Annotated in this window: 26 protein-coding genes; 19 read left to right on the top strand and 7 right to left on the bottom strand. The window is 58.4% G+C overall.

Going from position 1 to position 26,814, the window contains the following annotated elements:
- Nucleotides 1-39 precede the first annotated feature (39 nt).
- A complete protein-coding gene (gene ispH, locus Q1J88_RS02855) occupies nucleotides 40-1,011 on the bottom strand; it encodes a 4-hydroxy-3-methylbut-2-enyl diphosphate reductase (RefSeq protein ID WP_301115907.1) in 972 nt (323 codons plus the stop codon).
- A gap of 2 nt (nucleotides 1,012-1,013) precedes the next feature.
- Complete coding sequence (locus tag Q1J88_RS02850; RefSeq protein ID WP_301115906.1) at nucleotides 1,014-1,490, bottom strand: FKBP-type peptidyl-prolyl cis-trans isomerase; 477 nt, start codon at nucleotides 1,488-1,490, stop codon at nucleotides 1,014-1,016.
- Nucleotides 1,491-1,538: 48 nt separating this feature from the next.
- Here Q1J88_RS02850 and radC point away from each other — a divergent pair, with 48 nt between their 5' ends.
- From radC to Q1J88_RS02830, 4 genes are all read left to right on the top strand, one after another.
- Complete coding sequence (radC, locus tag Q1J88_RS02845; RefSeq protein ID WP_301115905.1) at nucleotides 1,539-2,216, top strand: DNA repair protein RadC; 678 nt, start codon at nucleotides 1,539-1,541, stop codon at nucleotides 2,214-2,216.
- Nucleotides 2,217-2,496: 280 nt separating this feature from the next.
- Entirely contained in the window at nucleotides 2,497-2,763 is a 267-nt protein-coding gene (locus Q1J88_RS02840; RefSeq protein WP_301115904.1) for a type B 50S ribosomal protein L31, read from the top strand.
- Between the two features lie 239 nt (nucleotides 2,764-3,002).
- Nucleotides 3,003-4,688, top strand: a complete 1,686-nt coding sequence (locus tag Q1J88_RS02835; protein ID WP_301115903.1) for a glycosyltransferase — start codon at nucleotides 3,003-3,005, stop codon at nucleotides 4,686-4,688.
- Nucleotides 4,685-6,091, top strand: a complete 1,407-nt coding sequence (locus Q1J88_RS02830) for an MATE family efflux transporter (RefSeq protein ID WP_301115902.1) — start codon at nucleotides 4,685-4,687, stop codon at nucleotides 6,089-6,091. Before Q1J88_RS02835 ends, Q1J88_RS02830 begins: the two co-directional genes overlap by 4 nt.
- Here Q1J88_RS02830 and Q1J88_RS02825 read toward each other — a convergent pair.
- Entirely contained in the window at nucleotides 6,088-7,344 is a 1,257-nt protein-coding gene (locus tag Q1J88_RS02825; RefSeq protein WP_301115901.1) for a class I SAM-dependent methyltransferase, read from the bottom strand. The genes Q1J88_RS02830 and Q1J88_RS02825 overlap by 4 nt on opposite strands.
- Before the next feature lie 275 nt (nucleotides 7,345-7,619).
- On the opposite strand from Q1J88_RS02825, the gene Q1J88_RS02820 reads away from it, so the two are divergent.
- From Q1J88_RS02820 to Q1J88_RS02750, 15 genes are all read left to right on the top strand, one after another.
- A complete protein-coding gene (locus Q1J88_RS02820; protein ID WP_301115900.1) occupies nucleotides 7,620-8,813 on the top strand; it encodes a multidrug effflux MFS transporter in 1,194 nt (397 codons plus the stop codon).
- 137 nt (nucleotides 8,814-8,950) lie between these two features.
- Complete coding sequence (gene rpmB / locus Q1J88_RS02815) at nucleotides 8,951-9,187, top strand: 50S ribosomal protein L28 (protein WP_026068229.1); 237 nt, start codon at nucleotides 8,951-8,953, stop codon at nucleotides 9,185-9,187.
- A gap of 39 nt (nucleotides 9,188-9,226) precedes the next feature.
- Nucleotides 9,227-9,394 (top strand): 50S ribosomal protein L33, encoded by a 168-nt coding sequence (gene rpmG / locus Q1J88_RS02810; RefSeq protein WP_301115899.1) that lies wholly within the window; start codon nucleotides 9,227-9,229, stop codon nucleotides 9,392-9,394.
- 162 nt (nucleotides 9,395-9,556) lie between these two features.
- Nucleotides 9,557-12,214, top strand: coding sequence for a leucine--tRNA ligase (gene leuS / locus Q1J88_RS02805; RefSeq protein ID WP_301115942.1), 2,658 nt, complete (start codon nucleotides 9,557-9,559; stop codon nucleotides 12,212-12,214).
- A 1-nt stretch (nucleotide 12,215) separates the two neighbouring features.
- Complete coding sequence (gene lptE, locus Q1J88_RS02800) at nucleotides 12,216-12,896, top strand: LPS assembly lipoprotein LptE (protein WP_301115897.1); 681 nt, start codon at nucleotides 12,216-12,218, stop codon at nucleotides 12,894-12,896.
- Nucleotides 12,897-12,921: 25 nt separating this feature from the next.
- Nucleotides 12,922-13,983 carry a DNA polymerase III subunit delta gene (gene holA, locus Q1J88_RS02795; protein ID WP_301115896.1) on the top strand — a complete coding sequence of 354 codons (1,062 nt, stop codon included), beginning with the start codon at nucleotides 12,922-12,924 and terminating at the stop codon, nucleotides 13,981-13,983.
- A 157-nt stretch (nucleotides 13,984-14,140) separates the two neighbouring features.
- Nucleotides 14,141-15,382: a glutamate-5-semialdehyde dehydrogenase gene (locus Q1J88_RS02790; protein ID WP_301115941.1), complete on the top strand. Its 1,242-nt coding sequence runs from the start codon at nucleotides 14,141-14,143 to the stop codon at nucleotides 15,380-15,382.
- 3 nt (nucleotides 15,383-15,385) lie between these two features.
- On the top strand, nucleotides 15,386-15,802 hold the full coding sequence (locus tag Q1J88_RS02785; RefSeq protein WP_301115895.1) for a CopD family protein: 417 nt from the start codon (nucleotides 15,386-15,388) through the stop codon (nucleotides 15,800-15,802).
- Nucleotides 15,803-15,843: 41 nt separating this feature from the next.
- A complete protein-coding gene (locus tag Q1J88_RS02780; RefSeq protein WP_301115893.1) occupies nucleotides 15,844-17,235 on the top strand; it encodes a class I SAM-dependent RNA methyltransferase in 1,392 nt (463 codons plus the stop codon).
- Between the two features lie 111 nt (nucleotides 17,236-17,346).
- Entirely contained in the window at nucleotides 17,347-17,538 is a 192-nt protein-coding gene (locus Q1J88_RS02775; protein ID WP_301115892.1) for a hypothetical protein, read from the top strand.
- Between the two features lie 152 nt (nucleotides 17,539-17,690).
- Entirely contained in the window at nucleotides 17,691-18,248 is a 558-nt protein-coding gene (locus Q1J88_RS02770) for an RDD family protein (RefSeq protein WP_301115891.1), read from the top strand.
- Nucleotides 18,249-18,362: 114 nt separating this feature from the next.
- Nucleotides 18,363-19,703 (top strand): AMP-binding protein, encoded by a 1,341-nt coding sequence (locus Q1J88_RS02765; RefSeq protein ID WP_301115890.1) that lies wholly within the window; start codon nucleotides 18,363-18,365, stop codon nucleotides 19,701-19,703.
- 22 nt (nucleotides 19,704-19,725) lie between these two features.
- Complete coding sequence (locus Q1J88_RS02760) at nucleotides 19,726-20,250, top strand: gamma carbonic anhydrase family protein (RefSeq protein ID WP_301115889.1); 525 nt, start codon at nucleotides 19,726-19,728, stop codon at nucleotides 20,248-20,250.
- 9 nt (nucleotides 20,251-20,259) lie between these two features.
- The gene (gene hslO, locus Q1J88_RS02755; protein WP_301115888.1) at nucleotides 20,260-21,180 is read left to right on the top strand and encodes an Hsp33 family molecular chaperone HslO; all 921 of its coding nucleotides are present in this window, start codon (nucleotides 20,260-20,262) and stop codon (nucleotides 21,178-21,180) included.
- Between the two features lie 89 nt (nucleotides 21,181-21,269).
- Nucleotides 21,270-22,268 carry a TadE/TadG family type IV pilus assembly protein gene (locus Q1J88_RS02750; RefSeq protein ID WP_301115887.1) on the top strand — a complete coding sequence of 333 codons (999 nt, stop codon included), beginning with the start codon at nucleotides 21,270-21,272 and terminating at the stop codon, nucleotides 22,266-22,268.
- Between the two features lie 69 nt (nucleotides 22,269-22,337).
- Here Q1J88_RS02750 and ftsB read toward each other — a convergent pair whose 3' ends face one another.
- The 4 genes from ftsB to Q1J88_RS02730 all read right to left on the bottom strand — a co-directional run bounded on the left by ftsB (nucleotide 22,338) and on the right by Q1J88_RS02730 (nucleotide 26,663).
- A complete protein-coding gene (ftsB, locus tag Q1J88_RS02745; protein WP_301115886.1) occupies nucleotides 22,338-22,667 on the bottom strand; it encodes a cell division protein FtsB in 330 nt (109 codons plus the stop codon).
- A gap of 52 nt (nucleotides 22,668-22,719) precedes the next feature.
- Complete coding sequence (gene eno, locus Q1J88_RS02740; protein ID WP_301115884.1) at nucleotides 22,720-24,006, bottom strand: phosphopyruvate hydratase; 1,287 nt, start codon at nucleotides 24,004-24,006, stop codon at nucleotides 22,720-22,722.
- Nucleotides 24,007-24,156: 150 nt separating this feature from the next.
- The gene (gene kdsA / locus Q1J88_RS02735) at nucleotides 24,157-25,008 is read right to left on the bottom strand and encodes a 3-deoxy-8-phosphooctulonate synthase (protein ID WP_301115883.1); all 852 of its coding nucleotides are present in this window, start codon (nucleotides 25,006-25,008) and stop codon (nucleotides 24,157-24,159) included.
- Complete coding sequence (locus Q1J88_RS02730) at nucleotides 25,005-26,663, bottom strand: CTP synthase (protein WP_301115882.1); 1,659 nt, start codon at nucleotides 26,661-26,663, stop codon at nucleotides 25,005-25,007. Before Q1J88_RS02730 ends, kdsA begins: the two co-directional genes overlap by 4 nt.
- Nucleotides 26,664-26,814: the final 151 nt, after the last annotated feature.

Raw genomic sequence — 26,814 nt, 5'->3', positions numbered from 1 at the left:
TGATTTTCCAAGTAAATTCCGGCCCTCCCGGGCCGGCGGCTACACCGTGCGCTTGCGCGAAAGTTCACGCGGCAGTGGAAACGCGACGTTTTCTTCGACACCCGGCAGCGTACGTACCGATACTGCCCCCAGTTGTTTGAGTCGCTCTATGACTTGCTCGACAAGTATATCGGGTGCCGAGGCACCGGCCGTGACCCCCACCCGCTTGGTCTCGCGAAGCCAGGCGGGATCGATCATGTCTGGGTCATCGACGAGATACGCCTGGGCTCCCCTGCGCTCGGCCACCTCGCGCAGACGGTTTGAATTGGAGCTGTTTACGCTACCCACGACCAGCACCAGATCGCACTCTGGAGCCATGATCTTGACGGCATCCTGCCGGTTCTGCGTGGCATAGCAGATATCGCTTTTTTTAGGTTCCACTATGCCCGGGAAGCGTGCACGCAATGCCTCGGCAACCTGCGCAGCGTCATCGACCGACAAGGTGGTCTGCGTGACAAATGCAAGCTTGTCGGGTGAGGCCACCTGAAGATTTGCAACGTCTTCGGGCGTCTCGACCAGATACATGCCCTCGCGGGATTGCCCCAGGGTTCCCTCGACCTCGGGGTGGCCCCGATGACCAATCATGATAATTTCACGCCCTTCAGCCCGCATCTTTGCAACTTCGACATGAACCTTGGTGACGAGGGGACAAGTGGCGTCAAACACCCGCAGACCCATGCTTTCGGCTTCAGCCCGAACGTCCTTGGAAACCCCATGCGCCGAGAACACGACAATGGCTCCGGCAGGTGCTTGTTCAAGCTCGTCAATGAATATCGCGCCTTTATTGCGAAGATCTTGCACGACGTATCGGTTGTGCACGATTTCGTGGCGGACGTAAATGGGAGCGCCATGCAGCTCGAGGGCACGTTCGACGATATCAATGGCACGATCGACACCCGCGCAAAACCCGCGGGGCTGGGCCAGCACAATCTCCGGCCCCTGATTGCTGATCGTGTTTTGTAAATCGGACATGATTAAAGTACTCCGAGCAGTTCGACTTCGATTCGAAGGTCGGCGCCTGCAAGTGGATGATTGAAATCAAACAGGGCCCAGCCGTCGCCACGCTGCTTGAACACCCCTGAATAACGCCCCCCGTTGGGGGCCGAGAACTCGACGATATCTCCGGGCTCAAATAATTGACCCGGCTCGGTGTGAGCATCCAGCATCGACTGCGTTATGCGTTGCAAGAGCTCCGGGTTGCGCTCGCCATACGCTTGGGCGGCGGGCAGCTCGAGGGTGAAGCGTGCGCCCTCTTCCCGACCCACTAACGCCTCCTCCATGCCGGGCGCCCATTGGCCGACCCCCAACTGCAAGGTAGCGGGGCGTTGACTGAAGGTATCTGCAAACACCGACCCTGCGGCCGGCCCGCTGACAATCTCGATGCGGTAATGCAGGGTAAGGTAGGAGTCCGGCCGGACAAAAGCGTTCACCGGAGAGGATGAAGAGGTCAAAATCTGTCACCGTAGAAAAATCTCATATTTTTCTATTTTAGAGTGTTTATGCCATTTGATCCTTACACCACGCAAGCAGAGCGCCCGCGCGAGCGACTTCTGGCGCATGGCGCTCAGGTGCTGACTACTCCCGAGCTTCTTGCCATCATCTTGCGAACAGGCCCCCGAGGCACGGACGCCATCGACCTGGGTCGCAAACTGATAAAGGAATTCGAAGGGCTGCGAGGCCTGCTGTCGGCCGATGCCGACGCCCTGCTAAAGGTGCCGGGGATAGGCCCGGCCAAAACATGCGAGCTGCTCGCCATCAATGAACTCAATCGTCGGGCACTGGCCGAAGCCTTGCGTACCGGAGAAGCACTGGATCAGCCGCAACGCGTCAAGCACTACTGTACGGCCATGCTGGGCCATCTGCGCATCGAGCACTGCATGGCACTTTATCTCGACAGCCAATTTCGCCTGATCACTACCGAGGAACTGGCCCGGGGCACTCTGTCGCAAGCCTCGATCTATCCTCGCGAGGTTGTCCGAGCAGGCCTGCGTCACCATGCCGCCGCTCTCATCCTCGCTCACAACCACCCTTCGGGCGTCTCCGAACCCAGCCAGGCCGACCTGGCACTGACCCGTCATCTGAAGCATGCCCTGGCCCTGGTCGATATCCGCCTGCTCGATCATCTGATCGTCACTGCACAGGGCGCCATATCCCTGGCCGAACGCGGGCAGCTTTAACGAAACGAGGCGACCCGGCAACACAAGCTGGAAAAACTGTTGAAACCAAGCTTGGCAACATGCTAATATTACGAGTTACTTCGGATACGTGGCTGGGCTAAACCTTGCGCACATGCATGGGCAGATAACTGCATGGGCAGATATCGAGCAAATATGTGGCATTTTCATATGGATTTACATATGGCACTTATATTTGGCACTTATGCCCTACATTAAAGTGCGCGACCCAGACTGGCGACCCCCAACAAGCTAAGGCACTTTGAGCCTACAGGAAATTACCATGAAAGAAGGCATCCACCCCGAATACCGTGAAGTTGTTTTTCTGGATCAGCAAACCGGCAAAACCTTCATTTCTCGCTCGACCCTGAACAGCCGTGAAACCATCGATATCGATGGCAAGACCTACCCTCTGTTCAAGTGCGAAGTCACATCGGAGTCGCATCCCTTCTACACCGGCGCCCAGACTCGCATCGTCGAAACCGGCCGCGTCGAGAAGTTCCGCGCTCGCTTTGCCCGCACTGCCGGCACCGTTAAAAAAGCATCCTGATCAAGGCATTCTTTCGCGTGCATGCCAACGTCGCCCTAGGCCGGATCCCGGCCCTTCCGGCGACCTAGCGGCCATTCGGCATCGGCTTTCCGGCCGAAATTCAAAGGCAGCCCCAGGGCTGCCTTTTTACTTTAAGATGGCCCTGTTCCGTCATTTTTCCTTGTTGATCTGTGGCTTTGCATGACTCTCACTCAACGCCGGCGCGACTGACCGCAACGGCAACCACGAAGCTTCCCCGAATGCCCCTGCTCGCTTTGGGGCTCGTGTATATTTTTTCGGGGCTGTTTTTTCGAGACCCCTGGAAAACCGACGACGTGGCCGGCCTGGCCACCATGCTCACCGCACTTCAAGACGGCTGGCACGCCTGGCTCCTGCCACAAATAGGCAATATGGCCTACGCCCAGAACGGCCCCCTGATCACCTGGGTCGGAGCCATAAGCATCTGGCTATTCAGTCCCCTGTTCGAATTCTTTACCTCACCACTCGAGGCCAAGCTCCTTGCCTCGCGCCTGCCCAACCTGCTCTGGTTCGGAATCATCACAGGTTCTGTGTGGTACGGCACCTATCTGCTTGGACGCCGTCCCGAGCCCCAACCGCTGGCGCTCCCCTTTGGCGGCGAACCCACTGTGCGGGATTACGGGCGCATGATCGCCGATGCCGCACTGCTCTTGATACTGGCTACCGTCGGCATTATCTGGCGCTTGCACGAAACCTCGGAAGTTCCGGCATTGATTGCGTTCCAGGCATTGGCGTTTTATGCGGTTTCCCGCATGCTGGACCATCCGCTATCGGGTGCCATTACCCTGGGTGTGGCATTGGGTGCCGCCTTCCTGACGCGCGGCTGGATCGGTGCACTACCTATCATTCTGGCTGTTCCAAGTGTATTTGTGCCGCGTAGCGCCTTATGGCCGGCCAAGCACTGGCTGATCATCAGTGTTGTCCTGGCAATCTGCCTGGGGCTGCTTTGGTGGATACCCGCACGCCAGTTCAGCACTTACTGGGTCCACAACTGGTGGCTGTGGAATATCACTTCCTTCGGCATGCCACACTATTCCGGAATACTCAGCATTTTGCGGGACCTTCCCTGGTTCCTGTGGCCCACCTGGCCCTTCGCCCTGCTGGCGATCTGGCGTTGGCGCACCTGGCTGTTTGCACCGCACATCTGGATTCCACTGATGTTCATGCTGTGGCCATTCGTGGTGATGCTTTTCTTGGCGGACGCCTTCGAACCCGAGTACAGCCTCATGGCGGTTCCGGCCGCCGTACTTGCTGCGTTTTCGCTGCCGACCTTGCGTCGCGGTGTGGTCAACTCGCTCGACTGGTTTGCCGTGATGTGCTTTTCACTCGCCTGCGCAACGGTCTGGTTGGGCTGGATCGCGCTGCAAGCAGGTTGGCCCGAACAGATCTCCCATAATATCGCACGCCAAACGCGTGGATACGAAGCCTTTGTGTCCGTGTCAGCGGTAGCGATCGCAGTACTGGGGACGCTGGCATGGATTGCGCTGGTTCGCTGGCGCCTCTTGGCCAAGCCCGCCGCGCTGTGGCGCGGTACCGTGTTGTCCGCCTGCGGCATCGTGCTCACCTGGCTCTTGCTTGTCACGCTTTGGCTGCCTGCCCTCGACTATGTCCGGAGTTACCGTGAAGTGTCGTCGCAGCTGGCCCAGGCGCTTCAAACCCATCAACGGACAGGCGAATGTGTACGTGGCCTGGCCCTCGGAACCGGACAGCGCGCGTCGTTCCTGGTCTTTGACGATCTGCGCTTCAGCTACAGCGCCGATTGCACGCTCGTACTGCAGCAAACCTCGCCCGAGGCCATCCAGACCGGGCAAGCCGATTTCGCGCCCGGAGCCCAGGTGCTCTGGGAAGGCAAGCGTGGTGCGGATCGGCGCGAGGTATTCCGTTTACTGCGATTGAATTCTCAATGACGTCAAGATCCGCCGCGCAGACGTTCCTGATGCAAGTCAGGGAAACCCTGCGCCAAGCCTGGCCCGTACTGATCAGTGCGTGGGCCAGCATGGCGTTTGGCGTCATGGATACCGCCATGGCAGGCCACGCCAGTGCTGCGGACCTTCAGGCGATGTCTCTGGCCGTATCCATTTACATCACCATCTTTGTCGGCCTGATGGGAGTCATCCACGCTCTTATTCCCATCATTGGCCAGCACTACGGGGCTCAACGCCTGCTTGAAGTCGGGCGGGCCTGGGGCCAGGGAGTCTGGCTGTCCATGGGCCTTTCAGCGCTGGGAGCAATTGCCATGCTATTCCCGGATGCCTGGCTGTCCTTGTCCGGAGATGTGGATCCAGCCGTGCGCAACGGAGTCACCTGGTATTTGCGCGCCCTGATACTGGCGCTGCCGGCGGCACTGGCCTTCCGCGCCATCTATGCCTTGGGAACAGCGGTGTCACGACCCAAAGTGGTCATGACGATAAACCTGGCTGCCATAGTCGTCAAAGGCGTTTTCAACTGGGTCTTCATATTTGGGAAACTGGGTGCGCCGGCTTTAGGAGCCGCCGGTGCCGGACTATCCACCGCCATTACCAGCTGGTTCAGCCTTGCGGCCGGGCTCTGGATCATGCGGCACGACGGTTTCTTCAGGCAATTCCAGCCTCGCCTGGACAGGCCTCGGTGGGCTGATCTGAAAGAACTGCTTCGCCTTGGGATTCCAATGGGAGGCTCATATCTGGTGGAAGTTGTTGCTTTCACCTTCATGGCCTTGCTGATCGCACGCGAGGGGATGTACGCAACAGGCGGGCACCAGATTACTGCCAACCTGGTAGCGCTTTGCTATATGTTGCCCATGTCGATCGGCATTGCCTCGGCCTCGCTGACAGCGCAGGCAATTGGTGCACGCGACATGGCCCGCGCGCGGCAGACAGGCCTTGCGGGCCTGAGTATCGCCTTGGCCGGTGCCCTGCTGACAATCGCCCTGATCATGGGGTTTAAGCCGGCCATCCTGGCTGCCTATACCGACAACCTGGAAGTGGCCGCCATGGCCGCCCTGCTCTTGCAGATTCTGCCGTACTTCCACTTGTGCGACGCCATGCAGTGCGTCAACGCCTATTTGCTGCGAGCGTACAAAGTGGCCGTGATTCCATTGCTGATGCAAATAATCGCGTTACTTGGGCTGGGGCTGGCCGGAGGCTGGTGGCTGGGCTTTGGCCCTGGTGCGGGCAGTCTGGCACCGGTGCTGCAGATAATCATGCCCGGAGCGCCCTCCGGCGCTGCATCCATGTGGCTGATGGCAGCGATCGGACTAGGGCTGTCGGCCCTGCTGCAGCACATCTGGTACTGGCACGTGGTCCGACAGCACAGCGCCCACTCTGCTTAACGATAGATATAGTCCCTGCGCCATGGATAGGAAAGGTCAGCAGGATTGTCGAGTTCGTCTCGACGCCCGGTGACCGGCTTGTGCTGCAGCAGAACCTGGTGCAGGGCGATCCAGGCGTGTTCAAAACCCATTGCGCAGCCGGCCAGGTAGATGCGATAGGCTCGGAGCGAACGTTCGGCGTTTTCGCCTTTTAGGGTCTTGCGGGCCTCATCGAGCTGGGCCTCGAGCGAATCGCTCCACGCCCACAAGGTTCTTGCGTAATGCGGGCGCAGGTTTTCAACGTCGACGTCTTCCAGCCCTGCATCGGCAATCTGTGCCAGCTCATTACTGATGTGGGTCAGTTCGCCGCCGGGGAAGATATATTTCTCGATGAACTGCCCCATGCCGGCACCAACCTCGGCGTTGTACACACCGCCGGCAGTGATGCCATGGTTCATGATGAGTCCGCCCGGCTTGAGCAGACGGCGCAACTTTGAAAAGTAATCAAACAGCTGGGCACGACCTACGTGCTCGAACATGCCCACTGAAGCAATCTTGTCATAGGGCCTGGACTCATCCAGATCGCGATAGTCAAGCAGAGTCATGCGGACCCGCCCCGACAGGCCCTTCTCTTCGATCAGGCGATTGACATGTGCATGCTGGTTCTTGGACAGTGTGATGCCGGTGGCATCCACGCCGTAGTTTTCGGCTGCCCATAAAAGCAAACCGCCCCAACCAGCACCAATGTCAAGAAAGCGCTCTCCCTCACGAAGGCGCAGTTTGCGGCAGATATGATCAAGCTTGGCCTCTTGAGCCTGAGCCAGCGTCATGTCGGGCTCGCGATAGTAGGCGCAAGAATACACACGCCTCGGATCCAGCCACAGCTGATAAAACTCGTCCGACAAATCGTAGTGAAACTGGATCTGCTTTGCGTCGCGCGCTTTGGAGTGACGCTTGACCGAAACCCAGTGCCGTTTCAAGCTGGTAAACCAGTTGCCTTTGGCAGTTTCTATCGGGGAAGCTTCCAAAATGGACGAGGCCAGGAGCATGAGGTCGCGCATGGATCCTTCAAAATCGAACCTGCCCTCGACATAGTCTTCCCCCAAGGTTCCAGCTTCGCCTGCCGCCAGATGCCTGAGGGTCGCAACATCCTTGACCTTCAGGCGGATACGCGCATTGCTTGAGCCTGCAGTATCACCATTAGGCATCACGACCTGCACAGGCAATGGCAGCGAAGCCAGTTTCTTTTCCACCAAAGACAATACAGCACTCACGTTCTCAACCCCCTATACGTATTCAGCTGACATTGATTTCCGGCCGGACAATCTTGACCCCTGTATTTTTGTGAGTCATGGCGAATCTGACGCAATCCCAGACTTCTACCCCCGGGCGGCACGCCCGTCAATTTATCACCAAATGCAGCTGGAGGCACAGGCGAGCCTCAACTTCCACACCCTGAAATTGTCGGTCAGCCTGCTGAAGAGACCGTCAAATCACTGTTAGACTACGAGCTTCGCTGTTTTTCCGGGGCCACCTGGCCCACTGTCTCATGTCTTCCAGACGATTCACCCGCAGCGTGCCGGGCTGGCTGTGGCTGATGGGCGCCCTGACCGCTTTGGGGCCATTGGCAATAGATATGTACCTGCCTTCGTTTCCTTCCATGGTGCAGGGACTCGGAGCCACACAAGGGCAGGTTGAACGAACTCTTGCCAGCTATCTGATCGGCCTGGCGGCAGCGCAGATCATTTATGGACCCCTGGCCGACCGCTATGGCCGCAAGATTCCCTTGCTTGCCGGTCTGGTGATCTTTACGCTGGCCTCGGTGGGCTGCGCCTTTACGGACGACATCGAGCATCTGATGCTGTGGCGGATCGTTCAGGCGCTGGGTGGCGCAGCAGGCATCGTCATTCCAAGAGCAGTGGTGCGAGACAACCTCGAAACACGGGACGCTTCCAAGGCGCTGTCGCTGTTACTGCTGATCATGGGAGTCGCACCCATCCTGGGTCCTATCCTGGGCGCACAAGTCCTGCTGTTTGCGGGCTGGAGGGGCATCTTCGGCATCATGACCGTAGTCGGGGCTGTACTGACCTATTTCACAGCTCGCAACATGCGGGAAACCCTGCCTCCGGAGAAAGTAGTACCGTTGCGCGCCGGCACCATGGCGCGAAACTACTGGGGCCTGATGCGAAGCCGCCAGTTCATCTTTTATGTCATGGCCGGCGGCCTGGGCAGTGCGGGGCTCTTTACCTTCATTTCGGGGGCGTCGCGCATTCTGATCAACGTCTACAACATCCCCCCGACCTACTTTGGCTTCATATTTGGTCTTGGCGCTGCCTCATTGATCACCTGCTCCCAGGTCAGCGCCCGCCTGCTCGACCGCCACTCGCCCGAACGCCTGCTGAAGCTTGCGCAGATATCCGCAGTCTTGTCGACCGTGATAGCAGTAGCTTTAATCCTCGTCGACGCGCTTTCTTTGCCCCTGCTGATGTTATGCTTGATGGGCTTTATGGGCAGCCAGGGTTTCGTCAACCCCAACGCTGCCGCCCTGGCCCTGTCCCGTCAGGGACACCGGCTGGGAGTTGCCTCTGCGCTAATGGGAACGGTCCAGATGATCTGCGGCGCCTCGGCAGGCATTGGCATCAGCCTTTGGCAATCCGGCACTGCCATGCCGCTCGTGGGTATCCTTTTCATATGCGCCGTGCTTTCGTGGCTTTTCGGCGCACTCGCACGCCGCGCGGCTTGATAACAGGCCCATTTTCGTTATAGAATAGATGGTTTACTAGATTTTCTACCCAAAACCACCAGGACCACCAGGCATCTGGAGGTACAGGGCTTAGGGAAATCTGACAGATATTGAAGAATTCATTAAGGGGTATGATCATGGCACGCGTATGCCAAGTTACCGGCAAGGGCCCTCGCACGGGCAATAATGTTTCGCACGCAAACAACAAGACCAAGCGTCGTTTTTTGCCCAACCTGCAATCGCGCCGGTTCTGGGTTGAAAGCGAAAACCGCTGGGTTCGCCTGCGTGTTTCGGCCAGCGCCATCCGCACTATCGACAAGAACGGCATCGAATCCGTTTTGGCCGATCTTCGCGCCCGCGGCCAGGCAGTTTAATACTGTCCTATCCGGTAAACCCATACTCAGGAGCACATCATGGCTAAAGGTATTCGCGAAAAGATCAAACTCGAATCCACAGCTGGTACCGGTCACTTCTACACGACCACCAAGAACAAGCGCAACATGCCCGAGAAAATGCTGATCAAGAAATTTGATCCGGTTGCTCGCAAGCACGTCGAGTACAAAGAAACCAAACTTCGCTAATCGACACCGCGACGTACCCCGTAAATGCCCCGCCCAGAGCGGGGCATTTTGGTTTGAGGTGTCGCAGCAAGGCCCACGGGCCGTCTCCATGCGGGACCCCTGCGCGCCAAGCACCTTATAATGCAAAGTTTGCACCAAACACCACATCAAGAAACTGAATCCATGCAGGAACGCTATAACCCCGCCGAAGTCGAAGCTGCCGCCCGTAACGATTGGCAGGCGCGCGACGCCTATCGTGTCACCGAAGACGCCATCGGCGCCGACGGCAAACCCAAGCCCAAGTTCTATGCTTGCTCGATGTTGCCCTACCCCAGCGGCAAACTGCATATGGGCCATGTGCGTAACTACACCATCAACGACATGATGACGCGTCAGCTTCGCATGCGTGGCTATAACGTTCTCATGCCCATGGGCTGGGACGCGTTCGGCATGCCCGCTGAAAATGCGGCCATCAAGTCCAAGGTTCCGCCGGCCAAGTGGACATACGACAACATTGCCTACATGAAGAAGCAAATGCAGGCGATGGGACTGGCCATCGACTGGTCGCGCGAAATGTGCGCCTGCGATCCCGATTATTACAAGTGGAACCAATGGCTATTCCTGAAGATGCTCGAAAAAGGCATCGCATACCGCAAGACACAGGTCGTCAACTGGGATCCGGTGGACCAAACCGTACTGGCCAATGAGCAGGTTATCGAGGGTCGCGGCTGGCGATCGGGCGCTCCCGTCGAAAAGCGTGAGATTCCGGGTTATTACCTGCGCATCACCGACTACGCCGAAGAGCTGCTCGATCAGGTCAAGAACGGCTTGTCCGGATGGCCCGAGCGCGTACGGCTGATGCAGGAAAACTGGATTGGCAAAAGCGAAGGTGTACGGTTTGCCTTTACACACGACATTCGCGATGACCAGGGCAAGCTAATTCAAGATGGTCGCATGTACGTGTTCACCACAAGGGCGGACACCATTATGGGGGTAACGTTCTGCGCAGTTGCGCCAGAACATCCCCTGGCAACCCACGCAGCCCGAAGCAATCCGCAGCTGGCCAACTTCATCGACGCCTGCAAGAAAGGCGGAACAACCGAAGCCGAGATGGCCACGCGCGAAAAAGAAGGCATGCCTACCGGCCTGACCGTGACCCACCCTCTTACCGGCGAACAGGTCGAGGTCTGGGTAGGAAACTACGTGTTGATGAGCTATGGCGACGGTGCCGTCATGGGTGTGCCTGCGCACGACGAGCGCGATTTTGCCTTTGCCAAAAAATACAATTTGCCAATCAAGAACGTCATCTCGGTCGAGGGCAAGACCTTCTCGACAGACGCCTGGCAAGACTGGTACGAACAAAAACACAACACGCGCACCGTCAATTCGGGCCGCTACGATGGGCTCGACCATCAGGAAACAGTTGATGCAGTTGCGGCAGATCTGGCCGCCAGGGGCTTGGGCGAAAAGCAAACGACCTGGCGTCTTCGCGATTGGGGTATCTCGCGACAACGCTACTGGGGCACCCCGATTCCCATCATTCACTGTAATGACTGCGGCCCGGTTCCCGTCCCCGAGAAAGACTTGCCTGTCGTCCTGCCGGACGACCTGATTCCTGACGGCAGCGGCAACCCTCTAAATAAACACGAAGCCTTCCTGTCGTGCTCCTGTCCGTCTTGCGGCAAACCCGCAAGGCGCGAAACCGACACCATGGACACTTTCGTGGACTCGTCCTGGTATTTCATGCGCTATACCTCGCCGGGCAATGATCAGGCAATGGTCGACAAGCGCAACGATTACTGGATGCCGATGGACCAGTACATCGGTGGAATCGAGCATGCCGTGCTGCACTTGCTGTACGCACGCTTCTGGACGCGCGTAATGCGCGACCTGGGCCTGGTCAATTTCGACGAGCCATTCACCCGCCTGTTATGCCAGGGCATGGTGCTCAATCATATTTACTCACGCAAGAACGCCCAGGGCGGCATTGAGTATTTCTGGCCTGAAGAGGTTGAAAACGTTTACGACGAAAAAGGCAACATCGTCGGAGCGCGCCTGCGAGCCGATGGGTCCGAAGTGCAATATGGCGGCATCGGTACGATGTCCAAATCCAAAAACAACGGTGTCGACCCGCAGTCCCTGATCGACTCGATGGGGGCCGATACTGCACGCCTGTTCGTGATGTTTGCCAGCCCCCCCGAGCAAACGCTTGAATGGTCTGATTCAGGAGTCGAAGGCGCACACCGCTTCCTGCGTCGCCTTTGGGCATTCAGCAAATCGCAACTGGAATTCATATCCGGCGTCGACGCCACACAGCCCGACTGGACCGCTGCCGACCCCGCCACCAAGACACTGCGCCGCGAAATCCACACTCTTCTCAAGCAAGCCGATTACGATTACGAACGCATCCAGTACAACACGGTGGTCTCGGCATGCATGAAGATGCTTAATGCGCTTGAGTCAGCCAGCCTGCCCGACACTCCCGTCGCGCGTCAGGGCATGGCCGACGCACTGGGCATTTTGTTGCGAGTGCTTTACCCGGTAGTACCGCATATAACCTGGCAATTGTGGCGTGACCTGGGTTTTGCAGATCGTCTGGGAGACATACTCGATGCACCGTGGCCCGAAGTGGATCCGGCTGCACTGATTGCAGACGAAGTAGAACTTGTGCTTCAGGTCAACGGCAAGCTGCGGGGCTCCATTCTGGTGGCCCAGGGCACGTCCAAAGCCGATATCGAGCAGCAAGCGGCTGCCCACGAGGCGGTCGCCCGCTTCCTTGAAGGCCGTCCCGTCAAGCGTGTCATAGTGGTTCCCGGAAAACTCGTCAACGTCGTCGGATAACATGGATATGTACCAGCCTGCGCTTCGCCCCTCCTTTGTTTCCCCCCGCCTGGGGTTGCGCGGGCTTGTCTGCGTCGTGTTGCTGGCAGCTTTGGCAGCCTGCGGATTCCGGCTCAAGGGCACGTCGCCTTTGCCGTTTGACACGCTGTACACAAACATGCCCGAAAACTCTGCATTTGGGGCAGATTTGCGCCGCCTTATTGTCGCAACCTCTCCCAATACACGATTTGTCGAGGACGTATCCGAAGCGCAAGCCAGGCTGACCCAGCTCTCCTTGCAACGGTCGATGCGCGAAATCGCCATCAGCCCAGAGGGCAACGTCGAAGAATACGAGCTGAATCTGGTCTTTGTCTTCCAGCTTACCGATGCTCAAGGCCGCCAGTTGCTGCCACCGACCACACTGCGCGCGACGCGCGAAGTACCGTACGATCCAGATGCCCTGCAGGCAAAACAGGGCGAAATCGGCTCGCTCTTTCAGGAGATGCAGCGCAGCCTTATCGATCGCATTGTGCGACGCCTGACCTCCCCCGAGGTGCACGAAGCGTATCAGCATCGCGAATCGCTGCCACGCGAAACCGATGCCGAGGCTCAGGCATCAGAAGTACCGGCGCCTCGCGATGAAATGATGCCGTCGCCCGACCTGACTCCGCTGCCCAGCCCGAGCATGGTTCCCACATACTAAATCCTACACATAAGCAGGAAGCCGCATGACACGAGGGCTCGATGTCGAGGGTCTGATGCACCGGCTGGAGCAACAATTGCAAGCCGGCAAAAGCCTGGACGGCCTCTACGTAATTTCAGGTGATGAACCCCTGCTGGTAACCGAGGCCCTGGACGGCCTGCGCGCCCTGGCGATCCAGGCGGGGTACGCCGAACGCACAAGCCTTGTCATGGATGCACGCAGTGACTGGGCGGCAGTGACAGGCGCCATGCAAAACGTTTCGCTGTTTGGCGACCGCAGGCTTGTCGAACTGAAGATCCCCAGCGGTAAGCCCGGCAAGGCGGGCGGAGATACCCTGGCGGGTCTGGCGCAACAATTTGCCCGCGGCACACTCAGCGACACCATTCTTACCATCAGCCTGCCGCGACTGGACCGCGCCACGCGTTCAAGCAAGTGGGCCACCGCCTTGCAGCAAACCGGCGTATTCATCGAGGCCCCGACTATCGGGCGTCAACAATTGCCCGCCTGGATCGGTCAGCGTCTGGCACGGCAAGGTCAACGCCTCGAACGGGAAAGCCTGGAATGGATGTCCGACAAAGTGGAAGGCAACTTGCTCGCCGCCCACCAGGAAATCCTCAAGCTGGGGCTTCTGTATCCCGATGGCCCCATCACGCCGGAGCAGGTCAGACAAGCAGTCCTGAACGTTGCCCGCTATGACGTCTTCAGCCTGCGCGATGCCATGTTGTCAGGCGACGCGGATCGCGCCTTGCGCATTTTGGCCGGTCTTCGTGCCGAAGGAGAAGGCCTTCCGCTGGTACTTTGGGCAGTGGGGGATGAAATCCGGCTGCTTGCGCGCTTGGCGGATATTCAGGCCCAGGGTGACGACCTGTCAGGTGCCATGCGTCAGCAACGCGTATTCGGACCGCGCGAGCAATTGCTCCGTCAGGCATTGCGTCGCCTGCCCGCCAGAATCTGGCCGGTTGCAGTTCAGCATGCCCACGACGTGGATCGACTCATCAAGGGATTGAAAGTATCGGGCCGATTGGACGACCCATGGGAAGAACTGGCGCGGCTGATCCTCCGGGTCGCCGCGCCTCGCGCCGCCTAGGCTAGCAAGCCCGCCCTGCGTAACACCCTTTACAATAGAACATTACGCATCCCCCGGCAGGCCGTCTCAGGCCGCCACACCCGTATTTTTAAAGAGTTGCAACATGAACAGTCCCGGTCCAGCAGATACCCAAGCCATCACCGAGTCCGCCCGTGATATGGCGCTGGAACTTGGCCGGCGCGCTCGCGCTGCCTCGCGCATCATCATGAACGCCCCCGATTCAGCCAAGGCAACAGCCCTGCGCGCCATGGCTGAGCGCCTGCAATCTGACAAGCAACAGCTTCAACAGGCCAATGCCAAAGACCTCGAAGCCGCAAGACGCAACCAATTGCCTGCTGCCTTGGTCGATCGCCTCACTCTTTCGGACAAGGCCCTCGAAACCATGACAGCGGGCTTGCTGCAGATCGCCGCCATGCCTGACCCGGTCGGTGTCCAGTCGGCTTCCGTCATACGCCCCAACGGGATGCGCGTCGGCCAGATGCGAGTTCCCTTGGGCGTTATCGGCATCATCTACGAGTCACGTCCCAACGTCACTATCGATGCAGCCGCCTTGTGCCTCAAGTCGGGCAACGCCACCATATTGCGGGGTGGCAGCGAAGCCTTCCATTCAAACCGGGCGCTGGGTGAGGTTATCCGTGCCGGGCTGGCCGATGCCGGTCTGCCGCTGGATGCGGTGCAGGTCGTGGCAACGACGGACCGGGATCTGGTGGGCGAACTGGTTACACTCACCGACCATATCGACGTCATCATTCCGCGTGGCGGCAAAGGGCTGATCACACGCCTTGCCTCCGAGGCCAAGGTCCCCTTGCTCAAGCATCTTGACGGCAATTGCCACGTGTACATCGATGCTGCGGCCGATCTCGACAAGGCGCACGACATCGCCGACAACGCCAAGACCTATCGCTTCGGGATTTGCGGCACGATGGAGACACTTCTTGTCCATCGGGACGTCGCCGGCGCCTTTCTGCCCCGCATCGCCGCCACCTTGCGAGACAAGGGAGTCGAGTTGCGCGGCTGCGAGCAAACGCAGGCCCTGATCAGCGACGTCATTCCGGCCACCCAACAAGATTGGGAAACGGAATATCTGGAGCCCGTACTGGCAATCCGGGTGGTTGACTCGGTTGATCAGGCCATCGAACATATCTCGCAATACAGTTCGGGCCACACTGAATCGATTGTCACCGAAAACCTCACGACAGCGACCCGTTTTCAACGCGAAGTCGATTCCAGTTCGGTGTACATCAATCTGCCCACCTGCTTCGCCGACGGCTTCGAGTATGGGCTTGGTGCCGAAATAGGCATTTCAACCAACCGCCTGCACGCCCGCGGCCCGGTGGGTCTTGAAGGCCTGACCACCTACAAGTGGGTGTTGACCGGCAACGGGCAGTTGCGCGGCTAGATCATGCTCTGGGTCAAGGCGTTTCACCTGCTGTTCGTCATTTCGTGGTTTGCGGGGCTGTTCTATCTGCCCCGCATATTTGTCAATCTCGCGCAAACGACCGACAGCGCCGTATACAGGCACCTGACAGGCATGGGCCGCCGCTTGTACCGGTTCATGACGATATTGGCCGTGCCCGCCGTTTTACTTGGCTTGTGGCTTTATCTGGGTTATGGCCTCGGGCGTGGCCAAGGCTGGATGCACGCCAAACTGTTCTGTGTGCTGTTGATAGCAGGATATCACCATGGTTGCGGCCGCCTGCTGAAAAAATTCGAAGCGGGCCGCAATACCCGTGGCCACCGTTTTTATCGCTGGTTCAATGAACTGCCGGTATTTTTGCTGCTTGCCGTACTTATACTGGTCGTCGTCCGACCGTTTTAGATTTCTCGTGGCACATTTCGGCCCCGACAAAACACCTGCTCATGACTGACACCAACAAGCCCGGCAAGACACTGACACTCAAGAAGAAGCCGTCGGCCTCTGCCACAAGCGACAATGCCAAACGCAAGCGTTCGGGCGCACGCGCCCGACATGTCGCACAAAGGGAAATAGAAGCCCAAAAGCGTCCTGCCCCCAGCGTTTCCGTTCCCCAGCAGCAGCCCAAACCACATAAAGAAGCGAAACCGGCCCGCAGGCCACTGCGCCATGCCGAGCGCTTTCCCGTATTCACGCCCTGTCCGCACGGGCTTGAAGAGGCTCTTGCCCTGGAGCTTCAGGCACTGGGCTTCGACGATGCGATTGCCAGCCGGGCCGGATGTCGGCTAACCACAGACTGGTCAGGCGTCCAGCGGCTTAACCTGTATTCCCGACTGGCTACCCGCGTACTGGTGCAGGTGTCACAAGCGTCCGTGCAACACGAAGACGACATTCTGGAACTTGCGCGCAGTACGGAATGGGAGCGCTGGTTTGGCGCAGAGCAGACCCTGCGGGTGGATACCTCGGCAATTCGAAGCCCGATGAAAAGCCTTCAATACTGCAACCTGCGCGCCAAAGACGGGATCTGTGACCGGCTTAGAATGCGAGAGGGAAGCCGGCCCGACATTGACACCGTCCGACCCGATGCACGGGTTCACCTCTTCCTTTCTGAAGATACGGCCACGCTTTATCTGGATACCAGCGGAGAATCCCTGTTCAAACGCGGGTGGAGGCTCGATAAAGGCGAAGCTCCTATCCGCGAAAATCTTGCTGCCGGCCTGCTGGCATTGGCCGATTGGGACCCAGGCGAACCCCTGTTCGACCCGTTCTGCGGTAGCGGCACGATTCTTATCGAGGCGGCCTGGATTGCTCTTGGCGTGCCGCCGGGAATCTGGCGGCCATTCGGCTTTGAACGCCTCAGAAACCACGACGCGCGCCTGTGGCGGGACGTCAAGGATGATGCCCGAAGCCGGATCGCGACCGGCCTTGACGCCCCGCTGGTAGGTGTTGACATCAACCCGGCCGCCATCGACGCGGCAAGACAGAACGTTCGGCGTGCACGCCTCGCCCCGGACACCATTCGCTTCGAGACAGGCGATGCCCGCAATTATCTCCCTCCGGCACCCACTGGCTGGATCGTTACCAACCCGCCATACGGGGAACGGCTGGCAGATAACGAGCCAGACCTGTGGGCGGATTGGGCACAGAACCTTAAACGCCACTTCAGCGGGTGGCAAGTGCATGTCATTTCGAGCGATCTCGATCTTCCGCAGCAATTGCGCTTGAAGCCCCGACGGCGTCGCCCGCTTCACAATGGTCCGCTAGAATGCCGCCTGTTCAGTTTCGAGATGGTTGAATCCAGCTACAGACGCAACGCGCCTCCAACGGAAAAAGACTAAAAAGCAACACCCTTGTCGCAGCGCAACAAAATTCTTGCTTTGGCCTAGGGAAAACCCTATAATAGGGTTAACCCTGAACGAAACGTTCATTTTCATGTAGAGAGGCCAATCATGATCCACCTGAACAGCGACATCCGTCTTACCGATGAACTCGAACGCCAACTGATGCAAGAGGCAATTGAAGAGCAAATGCGCTTCAAGCCCGGCAAGGCTCTGAAGAACCTGTTCGTCAAGCTGAATGGATCTTCCAAGAAGGCCGCTGCTCCTGTCCAGCTGAAGCGTAACGCCGAATCGGCCGCTTAAGCGTCTGGTGTAGCGCAGGCCCCGGTTATTGGGGTCTGACAGCTGACCCGCCGACATCCGGAAAGCCGCGCGAGCGGCTTTTTCGCTATATGCGGGATAATACGATCCACCACTGCTTCAGACGTACTTACCCGTTGGATCGAAACACTCGCATGCCGCACACCCTCATATTCCCGGATTCCACCCTGACCGCAACCGTTCCCAGCCGCCTGCGACGCTTCGCAAGCATGATGTATGAAGGCGTACTGCTGTTTGCAGTGGTCTTTCTGGCGGGCTATTTGCTGGATACGCTGACTCAAAGCCGAAGTGGCCTTACCTTGCGAGGACTGCGTCAAGGTGTGTTGTTTCTGGCGATCGGGGTTTATTTCATTATGTGCTGGCGCTACGGTGGGCAGACCCTGCCCATGAAAACCTGGAATATGCGCCTGGTTGACCGTGACGGCCGTACGCCGCGCCTGAGTCGACTCGTAGCGCGCTATGTGATGTTGTGGCCGGTTCCCCTGCTGGTCGCGCTTGTAATTCAGGCACTGTCGCATGTAACCGGATACCGGTTTCTGGACATGCTGATCATATTTGCACCGTTCAGCATTTTCATCTGGACCTGGATCGATCCGGAAGCCCAGTTTCTGCACGACCGATTGTTGGGCACCAGACTCATTCATACGGACGCCAAGCCACGCAAGAACGCCAGAAAGGCCAAGACGGTATAAACCCTAAGCCCGACACTTTCTGAAACCCGGGGGATTGCGCAGAACCCGCTTGTCGTTCATGCTTGCAAGGTCGGACGTCCACGCCATCTTCTGCCTAGCTGATTCCCACTAAAAATGAACGATCAATACGCGGAGCTTTACTCTTCTTACCAGTGGCTTGTTCCCTCTCAATTCAATATCGCGCAAGCGTGTCTGCATCGTTGGGCCGAAAACTCACATGAGGGTCGGCGTACCGCCATATACACCGAAGATGAACTGGGCAACGTCGATACCTGGTCATTTTCCCGTTTGTCCGAAACCAGTAACAGGCTGGCGAACGGCTTGCTCCGAATGGGCGTGCAGCCGGGCGACCGGGTCGGCATCGCCATGGGCCAACGCCCGGAAACCGTTGCCAGCTTCATGGCGATTTTTGGCGTGGGTGCCGTCGCAGTACCCTTGCCCAGCTCTCTCGAGGCACGCGGCATCGAAGCCTGCATGCGGCACGCCAAGGCGCGTGTTGCCCTGGTAGACACCATTGCCGGACCCGACCTCTTGCAGGCGCACCTGAACTATCCCGAACTGTCCCAGATAGTGGGGCTTGGGTTTCAGCACGACAACATCATTCCCTGGCGCACATTGCTGGCCCGTCAGCCCGAAACGTTTCGGCCCCTGCCCCTCAGCAGCTCCCGGCCGGCTGTGCTGGTTTACAACTTCAAACAGAACGCACCGCAAGGAATCGTGCTTGCGCACAGTGCGCTGATCGGAAGCTTGCCTGGCTTTGTCGCGTCGCAAAACTGGTTCCCCGTCATGGCCGGCTCGTTCTGGAGCCCGGTCGACTGGATGACAGCGCCCGGCCTTCTGGCGGCACTGTTACCCGCCTTGTACTTTGGCCGCCCGGTTGTTGCCACACTCGGACGTTTCTCGAGCCCGCGTGCACTTGAAACGCTTCAGCGATACAAGGTCACCCACGCCTACTTTTCGGCAGGTCAGCTGTCGCAGCTTATCGACGAGGCTCAACAGGCGCCAGTGCCCCAGCAACTTTCCTTGCGCGCGCTGGCCATCGACGGCAACAGCACAGACAATCAGGCCCTGTACCAGTGCTGCGAGCAATATCTGGGTATTGCACCGAATATCGTGCTGGGTGTTCCCGAAGCCCAACTGGTACTGGGCAACAGCCAACAGAAGTGGCCCGCCGTACCAGGCAGCCTGGGTCGACCTTTTCCAGGGCACCTTATCACGGTGCTCGATTCAAAGGGCCTGCCCTGCCCCGCTGATGTGGCCGGCGAGCTGGCCATCAATCGCTATGACATAAACGGTCATCCAGATCCGTCGCTGTTTCAGGGATACTGGAACGACCCTGTAGCCACCGAAGAGCGCTATTCCGGCGACTGGTGGATGACCGGCATACGGGCACAGGTCGACAGAAACGGTAACTTCTGGCTCGTACCACCAGACCCCGCTATACAATCCCCATAACACGATTTTTTTTGGGGTTAGTATGGCCATCTATGAGTTCAACGGGCTCTCTCCCATCATCGACGCTGATACCTTCATCTTTGAAAGCGCCGATGTCATCGGACACGTCGTTCTCGAGGCAGGTGTCAGCATCTGGTCCAACGTCAGCATCCGCGGCGACAACGCAGCCATAAAGATCGGTCGCAATTCCAATATCCAGGAAGGCAGCGTACTGCATGTCGACACCGGGGTACCGCTGACCATTGGTCAGAACGTAACCGTGGGGCATCAAGCCATGTTGCATGGCTGCACCATCGAAGAGGGCGCCCTGATAGGCATGCAGGCAATCGTCCTGAATAACGCGCATATCGGACGCAACTGCCTGATTGGCGCCGGTGCCATCATTCCCGAAGGACGCCAGATTCCTGACAATTCACTGGTCGTTGGAGTCGGGAAGGTCGTTCGCGAACTCACCGAAAACGAAATTCATTTCATGCACGAGAACACTCAGAGCTATGTGCTGCGGGCGCGCGAGTACCGGCAAGGCCTGAAGAAGCTTTCGGGCTAAAATCCGCTCATGAGCGATTTACTTAAGAAGTACCTGTTCGAAGATCAGAGCGTTCGCGCGCAAGCCGTAAAGCTGGACGAAGCCTGGCGTACGGGCCTTATCCATCAAAGCTATCCACCGTGCGTGCAGAAGCTGCTCGGTGAACTTACTGCGGCTGCAGTGCTGCTTGCCACCAACATCAAGTTTGATGGCTCCCTGGTATTGCAATTACAGGGCGACGGTCCCATTTCGCTCATCGTGGTCGAATGCACATCTGACCTGACCATACGTGCCACCGCCAGCCTGCGTGAAGGACTGGCAGTGCCCCGCGACGGCACACTGCAAAGCCTGCTCAACAGCCAGGGTCAGGGCCGGTTCATTGTTGTTCTCGATCCGCAACGCAAGAATGCCGACATGCAACCCTATCAGGGTGTGGTCCCCCTCGAAGGCGACAGCGTGGCCGAGGTTCTGGAGCATTACATGCGCAACTCCGAACAGCTCGACACCCGCCTGTGGTTGAATGCCGATAGCGACCATGCCGCAGGCCTCCTGCTGCAACGGATGCCTGGTCAGGGCGGTACGGGTTCCGCCGCCACAGTCAGTCACGACACCTGGGAGCGTGCCGTGGCTCTTGCCAGTACCATTGACGCCCACGAGCTCCTGCAACTGGATACCGACACCCTCATCCATCGCCTGTTCTGGGAAGAGAGCCTGTTGGCCTTTGATCCGCTGAAGGTGCGCTGGCATTGTCCCTGTACTCGCGACCGCGTGGCAAATATGCTTCGCATGCTGGGGCGGGACGAAATCGAGGACATCCTGTCGCAGCGCGATCGAATCGACGTGTCATGCAACTTTTGCGGCAAACCTTATCGCTTCGATGCCATTGATTGTGCCCAGTTGTTTACCAAGCCTCAAGACGCTCCCCCGCCTGACGCGGGCACCATACACTAGACCTGGCTGCCGGCCCAGGCTGGTTTCGCGAAAACATCACTGGCACTTTCCACAATCGACCTTTGACAAAGCGGTAAGCATACTGATGCATGCTTACCGCCCCCCGCTTCCCGAGGCCCGGCTCGCAGCGCGGTGCCGGCGCACTCGAATTCACCATAATTGCCATACCCGTGCTGATGGTTGCGCTGGCGGCAATCGAGATCAGCAGATGGTTTCTGGTCAAGCAGGCCCTGAGCCTCGCACTGCTTGAAGCCGGTCGCGCCGGTATCGTCGACCATGCCCGGCCCTCAACCATCGAGACCGCGTTCGAACTTGCCCTGCTGCCTGTTTACGCCGCGCCGTCACGCCAACAGGCCTACAATCGGCTGCAGCAAGCACTGACGCAACGACGGCAACGCTCGGGGGCGCCACCCTGGCAAATCGTCATTGTTTCGCCGTCCCGGGCCGCCTTCACCGACTTCGCGTCACGCCGAGTCTCCGTCTCAGACGCCCAGGGGCTGGACCACATCGACAACAATTATCAGGCCGAGCAACACCAGCGGCACATACAGCAAGGCTGGCCGTCCGGCCGTGGACCGGCTTCGGGCGGAACCATCTTCGATGCCAACAGCCTGGTACTGCAACTTAGCTATATGCATGAGCCCCTGGTGCCCGGCATGCAGGGGCTCATGAGGTTACTGGCACCCCTCTCGCAAGGGCACGCCAAAAGCGCCTACGCAAGCGGCTATTTGCCCTTGCGACAAACCTTGCGCCTTGCCATGCAGTCCCACCCCGTTGCCTGGCCTCAAAGCAGCGACAAGGTGCTGACAAGCGCGCCTGGCCTGTTTTCTGCGCTGTCCGGCGTTCAGCCGCCCTGCAACGGGATCTGGTGTCTTGGCCGCGGCAAGCTCCCTGCCAATCCCCTATTACCAAACTCCGAACAGCCCCCTCAGCCCGGCGAATCGCTTCTGCGTCCAGTCGATCCTCCTTACTCGCCCGAGCAACCGGTTACGCTTCCGTCTTCCGAAACCGCTGGGTCGGGCCGAAACGAAAACACGGTTCCTGTCGACCCAAAGGACGTATGCGGAACCGTGTTGTGTTGCCTGTAGGCAGGCACTGAAATACCAAACATCACCCTGGCTCCGAAGGCATGAAATCAGTGCCGGGCAGCCCTGACGCTAGCGGCCAACTTTTGAGGTTTTAGCTTGAGGGGTGGATATTACCGGCTGCCTTTCGTTGGGAGCCAGCAATTGAACAAAGATTTCGCCTTCCTTGACCATGCCCATTTCGCCCCGAGCGCGTTCTTCGATGGCCTGGGTACCCGACTTCAGGTCTTGTACCTCGGCGGCGAGTGCATTATTGCGGGCGACCAGTGCTTCATTGGTTTCGCTTTGCGCAGCGATCTGCGCCTGGAGTTCGTGCACCCGCAACCAGCCGCCCTTTCCCAACCATAGCGGGTACTGGATGAATGCCGTCAGCAAGACCAGAACAATCAGTAGCAGTCGCATGGTCGGTAGGGCCTGTCAGACCTGGCTCGCCCAAAAGCGGGCAAGCCGGGGTTTAGCGCAAATTGTAGAAAGCGTCGCGGCCGGGGTACGAGGCAACGTCGGCAAGCTCTTCTTCGATGCGAAGTAGTTGATTGTACTTGGCCATACGATCCGAGCGCGAAAGCGATCCCGTCTTGATCTGCATCGCGTTGGTGGCAACGGCGATGTCGGCAATGGTTGAGTCTTCGGTTTCGCCCGAACGGTGCGAAATCACGGCTGTGTAACCCGCACGCTTGGCCATTTCGATGGCCGCAAAGGTTTCGGTAAGCGTGCCGATCTGGTTGATCTTGATCAGGATGGAGTTGGCAATGCCCTGTTCGATGCCTTGCTTCAGGATGCGGGTATTGGTTACGAACAGGTCATCGCCTACCAATTGCACCTTCTTGCCCAGCTGTTCTGAAAGGATCTTCCAGCCTTCCCAATCATTCTCGGCCATGCCGTCTTCGATGGTAATGATGGGGTACTTGTCGCACCAGGTTGCCAAAAGGTTGGAGAAATCCTGTGATGTCAGCGATACACCACCCTCGCCGGCCAAATGGTAACGGCCGTCGCGATAGAATTCGGTACTGGCACAATCCAGACCCAGCGCAATTTGTGAACCAGCTTCGTAACCCGCGGCGGAGATGGCCTCGAGAATCAACTGGATCGCAGCCTCGTGATTGGCAACGTTTGGAGCGAAGCCACCTTCATCACCCACTGCCGTCGACATGCCCTGGTCATGGATCAGCTTCTTGAGGGCATGAAACACTTCAGCGCCCATGCGCAGCGACTCGCGGAAGCTGGTCGCACCGATGGGAAGAATCATGAATTCCTGCATGTCGAGCGTGTTGTTGGCGTGTGCACCGCCGTTAATCACGTTCATCATTGGAACCGGCATCTGCATGGGGCCGCTACCGCCAAAATAGCGATACAGCGACAGACCGGAATCGTCTGCCGCAGCGCGCGCCACAGCCATACTGGCTGCCAGCATGGCATTAGCACCCAAACGCTCTTTGTTTTCGGTGCCGTCCAGATCGATGAGGGTGCGGTCGACGAAGGTCTGTTCCTGTGCATCCAGACCCATCAACGCCTCGGAGATTTCAGTGTTGAGATTCTCGACAGCGCGCAGGACACCCTTGCCCAGATAACGCGACTTATCGCCGTCGCGCAGCTCGATGGCCTCACGTGAACCGGTGGAAGCACCTGATGGAACCGCCGCGCGGCCCATGGCGCCGGATTCCAGCAGTACGTCGCACTCGACGGTAGGGTTGCCGCGTGAATCAAGTATTTCGCGTCCGATGATGTCTACGATTGCACTCATGGTATTGATGTTCCTGCCTGATGATTGGAGCCGACGGCGGCCGGAGCTTTGAATCGCCGGGTAACACTATCGCCGGCCCGCCAGAAAAACTTCGATTGTACTGTGCAAAAGCAAGAGCCCGTATCGCTTGTTGCAGGGCCTTGCAGAAATTCACAGCCCCTGCTGGAGCACCCCGCTTTGCTTGACGATGCGGTCAATGGACGCCAATGATTCAAGCAGAGATGCCATGCGATCCAGGGGAACCGCATTGGGTCCATCCGACAACGCCCTGGATGGATCCGGATGGGTCTCCATGAAAAGTCCCGATATGCCTGCGGCTACTGCTGCACGCGCCAGCACGGGCACGAACTCGCTTTGTCCGCCGGAACTGGTACCTTGCCCGCCAGGCAATTGCACCGAGTGAGTGGCGTCGAACACCACCGGGCATCCGGTTTCACGCATGATAGCCAGCGACCGCATGTCGGAGACCAGATTGTTATAGCCAAACGAGGCACCGCGTTCGCACACGAGAATATTGTCGCCGGCTCCGCCAGCCTCGATAGCTGCCTCGCGCGCTTTCTTGACGACCTGGATCATGTCGTGCGGCGCAAGGAACTGGCCTTTCTTGATATTGACCGGCTTGAGCGTTGCCGCACAGGCGCGGATGAAATCGGTTTGACGGCACAGGAATGCCGGCGTCTGCAGCACGTCAACCACAGCGGCAACTTCGGCAACCTGATCCTCGGTGTGAACGTCGGTAAGCACGGGCACACCGAAATGGTCTCGTACGTCTGCAAGGATGGCCAGACCTTCTTGCATGCCCGGGCCGCGGAAGGAGCTGCCCGAGCTGCGATTGGCCTTGTCGAACGAGCTTTTATAAATGAACGGGATACCGAGTTCGCGCGTGATCTCTTGCAGCCGGCCGGCTGTTTCGAAGGCAAGCTCGCGTGACTCTATGACACAGGGGCCGGCGATAAGAAAGAACGGCTGGTCCAGACCCACTTGGAATCCGCCCAATTTCATGAAACGTTTTCCTTGGCGGCCTGAGCCTGACGCTGCAATGCCGCATTGATGAAGCTGCTGAACAACGGATGGCCGTCGCGCGGCGTAGAGGTGAATTCGGGGTGAAACTGTACGCCCATGAACCAGGGATGCTGCGGCAGTTCCATTATTTCGGGCAATTGCTCGGTGGGCGTGCGCGCACTGATCACCATGCCGGCCTCTTCCAGACGGGGCACGTAGGCGTTGTTCACTTCGTAACGGTGGCGATGGCGCTCGTAAACTTCATTGCCATAAATGGCATGTGCACGGGTATTGGGCTTTACAGGGCAACGCTGCGCACCCTTGCGCATGGTGCCTCCGAGATCGGACGTTGAGTCCCGACGCTCGATTTGCCCTTCACGATCCTGCCACTCGGTAATCAATGCGACGACGGGATGGGGGGTGGAAGGATCAAACTCGGTACTGTTGGCGCCTTCCAGGCCGGCCACGTTGCGTGCAAACTCGATGACGGCCAGCTGCATGCCCAGGCAAATTCCCAAGTAGGGAACACCGTTTTCACGGGCATACTGTATCGCCGCGATCTTGCCCTCGGTACCGCGCTTTCCAAAACCGCCGGGAACCAGGATGGCATCCAGGTGAGACAGGCAATCGGTACCTTCGGATTCGATGCTTTCCGAGTCGATGTATTCGATGCACACATTCGAATTTGTGTGAATACCGGCATGCACCAAGGCTTCGGTCAGGGATTTGTACGACTCGGTCAGGTCGACGTACTTGCCAACCATGCCAATATGTACTTCGTGCTTGGGATTCTGAAGCGCGTGCACCATGTTGTCCCAAACGGTAAGATCGGCGGGCGGCGGCGAGATGGCCAGTGCATCACACACAAGATTGTCGAGGCCCTGTTTATGAAGCATCGAGGGGATCTCGTAAATCGAATCAGCGTCCCAGACGGATATCACGGCGTCCAGGGGCACATTCGAGAACAACGAGATCTTGGCACGCTCGTCGTCTGGTACAGGCCGATCAGCCCGGCACAACAATGCGTTGGGATAAATACCGATCTCGCGCAATTTCTGCACGGAGTGCTGGGTGGGCTTGGTCTTGAGCTCGCCGGCCGAAGCGATGAATGGCACAAGGGTCAGGTGCACAAAGGCGGCGTTGTTGCGGCCCAGGCGCAGGCTCATCTGGCGGGCCGCCTCGAGAAATGGCAAGGACTCGATATCGCCTACGGTACCGCCGATTTCGACGATGGCGATGTCAGTCTCGCCATTCCACGCGGCATTGGCGCCACGCGCGATAAATTCCTGGATTTCGTTCGTAATATGCGGAATGACCTGGACGGTTTTTCCGAGGTAGTCACCACGACGTTCTTTACGCAGGACGGATTCGTAGATCTGGCCGGTGGTGAAGTTGTTGAACTTCCGCATGCGGGCGGAGATGAAGCGTTCGTAATGACCCAGATCAAGGTCGGTTTCAGCGCCGTCTTCGGTAACGAAGACTTCGCCATGCTGGAAGGGGCTCATGGTGCCCGGATCAACGTTGATATACGGATCGAGCTTCAGCATGGTGACGCGCAGGCCACGCGATTCGAGGATGGCGGCCAGAGAAGCAGCAGCAATGCCCTTACCGAGAGAGGACACTACCCCACCCGTGACAAATACATATTTGGTCATCGTAATTGGTGCCCGGGGCGGCCGGGCAGGAGCGGGAAATTGAGATTATAGCCGACGCGGAAATGGGGCAATGGTGAACAAGTGATAATTATTTGGTCGACGGCGCTTTATCTTGAGTGACGCTGCTTCTGCAGTCCTCAAGCCCTGCCCG

Origin of the sequence: Pusillimonas sp. (assembly GCF_029263785.1) — a bacterium.
Lineage (GTDB): Bacteria > Pseudomonadota > Gammaproteobacteria > Burkholderiales > Burkholderiaceae_B > Pusillimonas.
Note: the sequence above shows the minus strand (reverse complement) of the source record. Positions and strands in the feature narration are given on the sequence as shown.

Coding starts and splice junctions, on each gene's coding strand:
- ispH (WP_301115907.1), bottom strand. CDS start 1,011: ATGTCCGATTTACAAAACACGATCAGCAATCAGGGGCCGGAGATTGTG.
- radC (WP_301115905.1), top strand. CDS start 1,539: ATGCCATTTGATCCTTACACCACGCAAGCAGAGCGCCCGCGCGAGCGA.
- Q1J88_RS02840 (WP_301115904.1), top strand. CDS start 2,497: ATGAAAGAAGGCATCCACCCCGAATACCGTGAAGTTGTTTTTCTGGAT.
- Q1J88_RS02835 (WP_301115903.1), top strand. CDS start 3,003: ATGCCCCTGCTCGCTTTGGGGCTCGTGTATATTTTTTCGGGGCTGTTT.
- Q1J88_RS02830 (WP_301115902.1), top strand. CDS start 4,685: ATGACGTCAAGATCCGCCGCGCAGACGTTCCTGATGCAAGTCAGGGAA.
- Q1J88_RS02820 (WP_301115900.1), top strand. CDS start 7,620: ATGTCTTCCAGACGATTCACCCGCAGCGTGCCGGGCTGGCTGTGGCTG.
- rpmB (WP_026068229.1), top strand. CDS start 8,951: ATGGCACGCGTATGCCAAGTTACCGGCAAGGGCCCTCGCACGGGCAAT.
- rpmG (WP_301115899.1), top strand. CDS start 9,227: ATGGCTAAAGGTATTCGCGAAAAGATCAAACTCGAATCCACAGCTGGT.
- leuS (WP_301115942.1), top strand. CDS start 9,557: ATGCAGGAACGCTATAACCCCGCCGAAGTCGAAGCTGCCGCCCGTAAC.
- lptE (WP_301115897.1), top strand. CDS start 12,216: ATGGATATGTACCAGCCTGCGCTTCGCCCCTCCTTTGTTTCCCCCCGC.
- holA (WP_301115896.1), top strand. CDS start 12,922: ATGACACGAGGGCTCGATGTCGAGGGTCTGATGCACCGGCTGGAGCAA.
- Q1J88_RS02790 (WP_301115941.1), top strand. CDS start 14,141: ATGGCGCTGGAACTTGGCCGGCGCGCTCGCGCTGCCTCGCGCATCATC.
- Q1J88_RS02785 (WP_301115895.1), top strand. CDS start 15,386: ATGCTCTGGGTCAAGGCGTTTCACCTGCTGTTCGTCATTTCGTGGTTT.
- Q1J88_RS02780 (WP_301115893.1), top strand. CDS start 15,844: ATGACTGACACCAACAAGCCCGGCAAGACACTGACACTCAAGAAGAAG.
- Q1J88_RS02775 (WP_301115892.1), top strand. CDS start 17,347: ATGATCCACCTGAACAGCGACATCCGTCTTACCGATGAACTCGAACGC.
- Q1J88_RS02770 (WP_301115891.1), top strand. CDS start 17,691: ATGCCGCACACCCTCATATTCCCGGATTCCACCCTGACCGCAACCGTT.
- Q1J88_RS02765 (WP_301115890.1), top strand. CDS start 18,363: ATGAACGATCAATACGCGGAGCTTTACTCTTCTTACCAGTGGCTTGTT.
- Q1J88_RS02760 (WP_301115889.1), top strand. CDS start 19,726: ATGGCCATCTATGAGTTCAACGGGCTCTCTCCCATCATCGACGCTGAT.
- hslO (WP_301115888.1), top strand. CDS start 20,260: ATGAGCGATTTACTTAAGAAGTACCTGTTCGAAGATCAGAGCGTTCGC.
- Q1J88_RS02750 (WP_301115887.1), top strand. CDS start 21,270: ATGCTTACCGCCCCCCGCTTCCCGAGGCCCGGCTCGCAGCGCGGTGCC.
- ftsB (WP_301115886.1), bottom strand. CDS start 22,667: ATGCGACTGCTACTGATTGTTCTGGTCTTGCTGACGGCATTCATCCAG.
- eno (WP_301115884.1), bottom strand. CDS start 24,006: ATGAGTGCAATCGTAGACATCATCGGACGCGAAATACTTGATTCACGC.
- kdsA (WP_301115883.1), bottom strand. CDS start 25,008: ATGAAATTGGGCGGATTCCAAGTGGGTCTGGACCAGCCGTTCTTTCTT.
- Q1J88_RS02730 (WP_301115882.1), bottom strand. CDS start 26,663: ATGACCAAATATGTATTTGTCACGGGTGGGGTAGTGTCCTCTCTCGGT.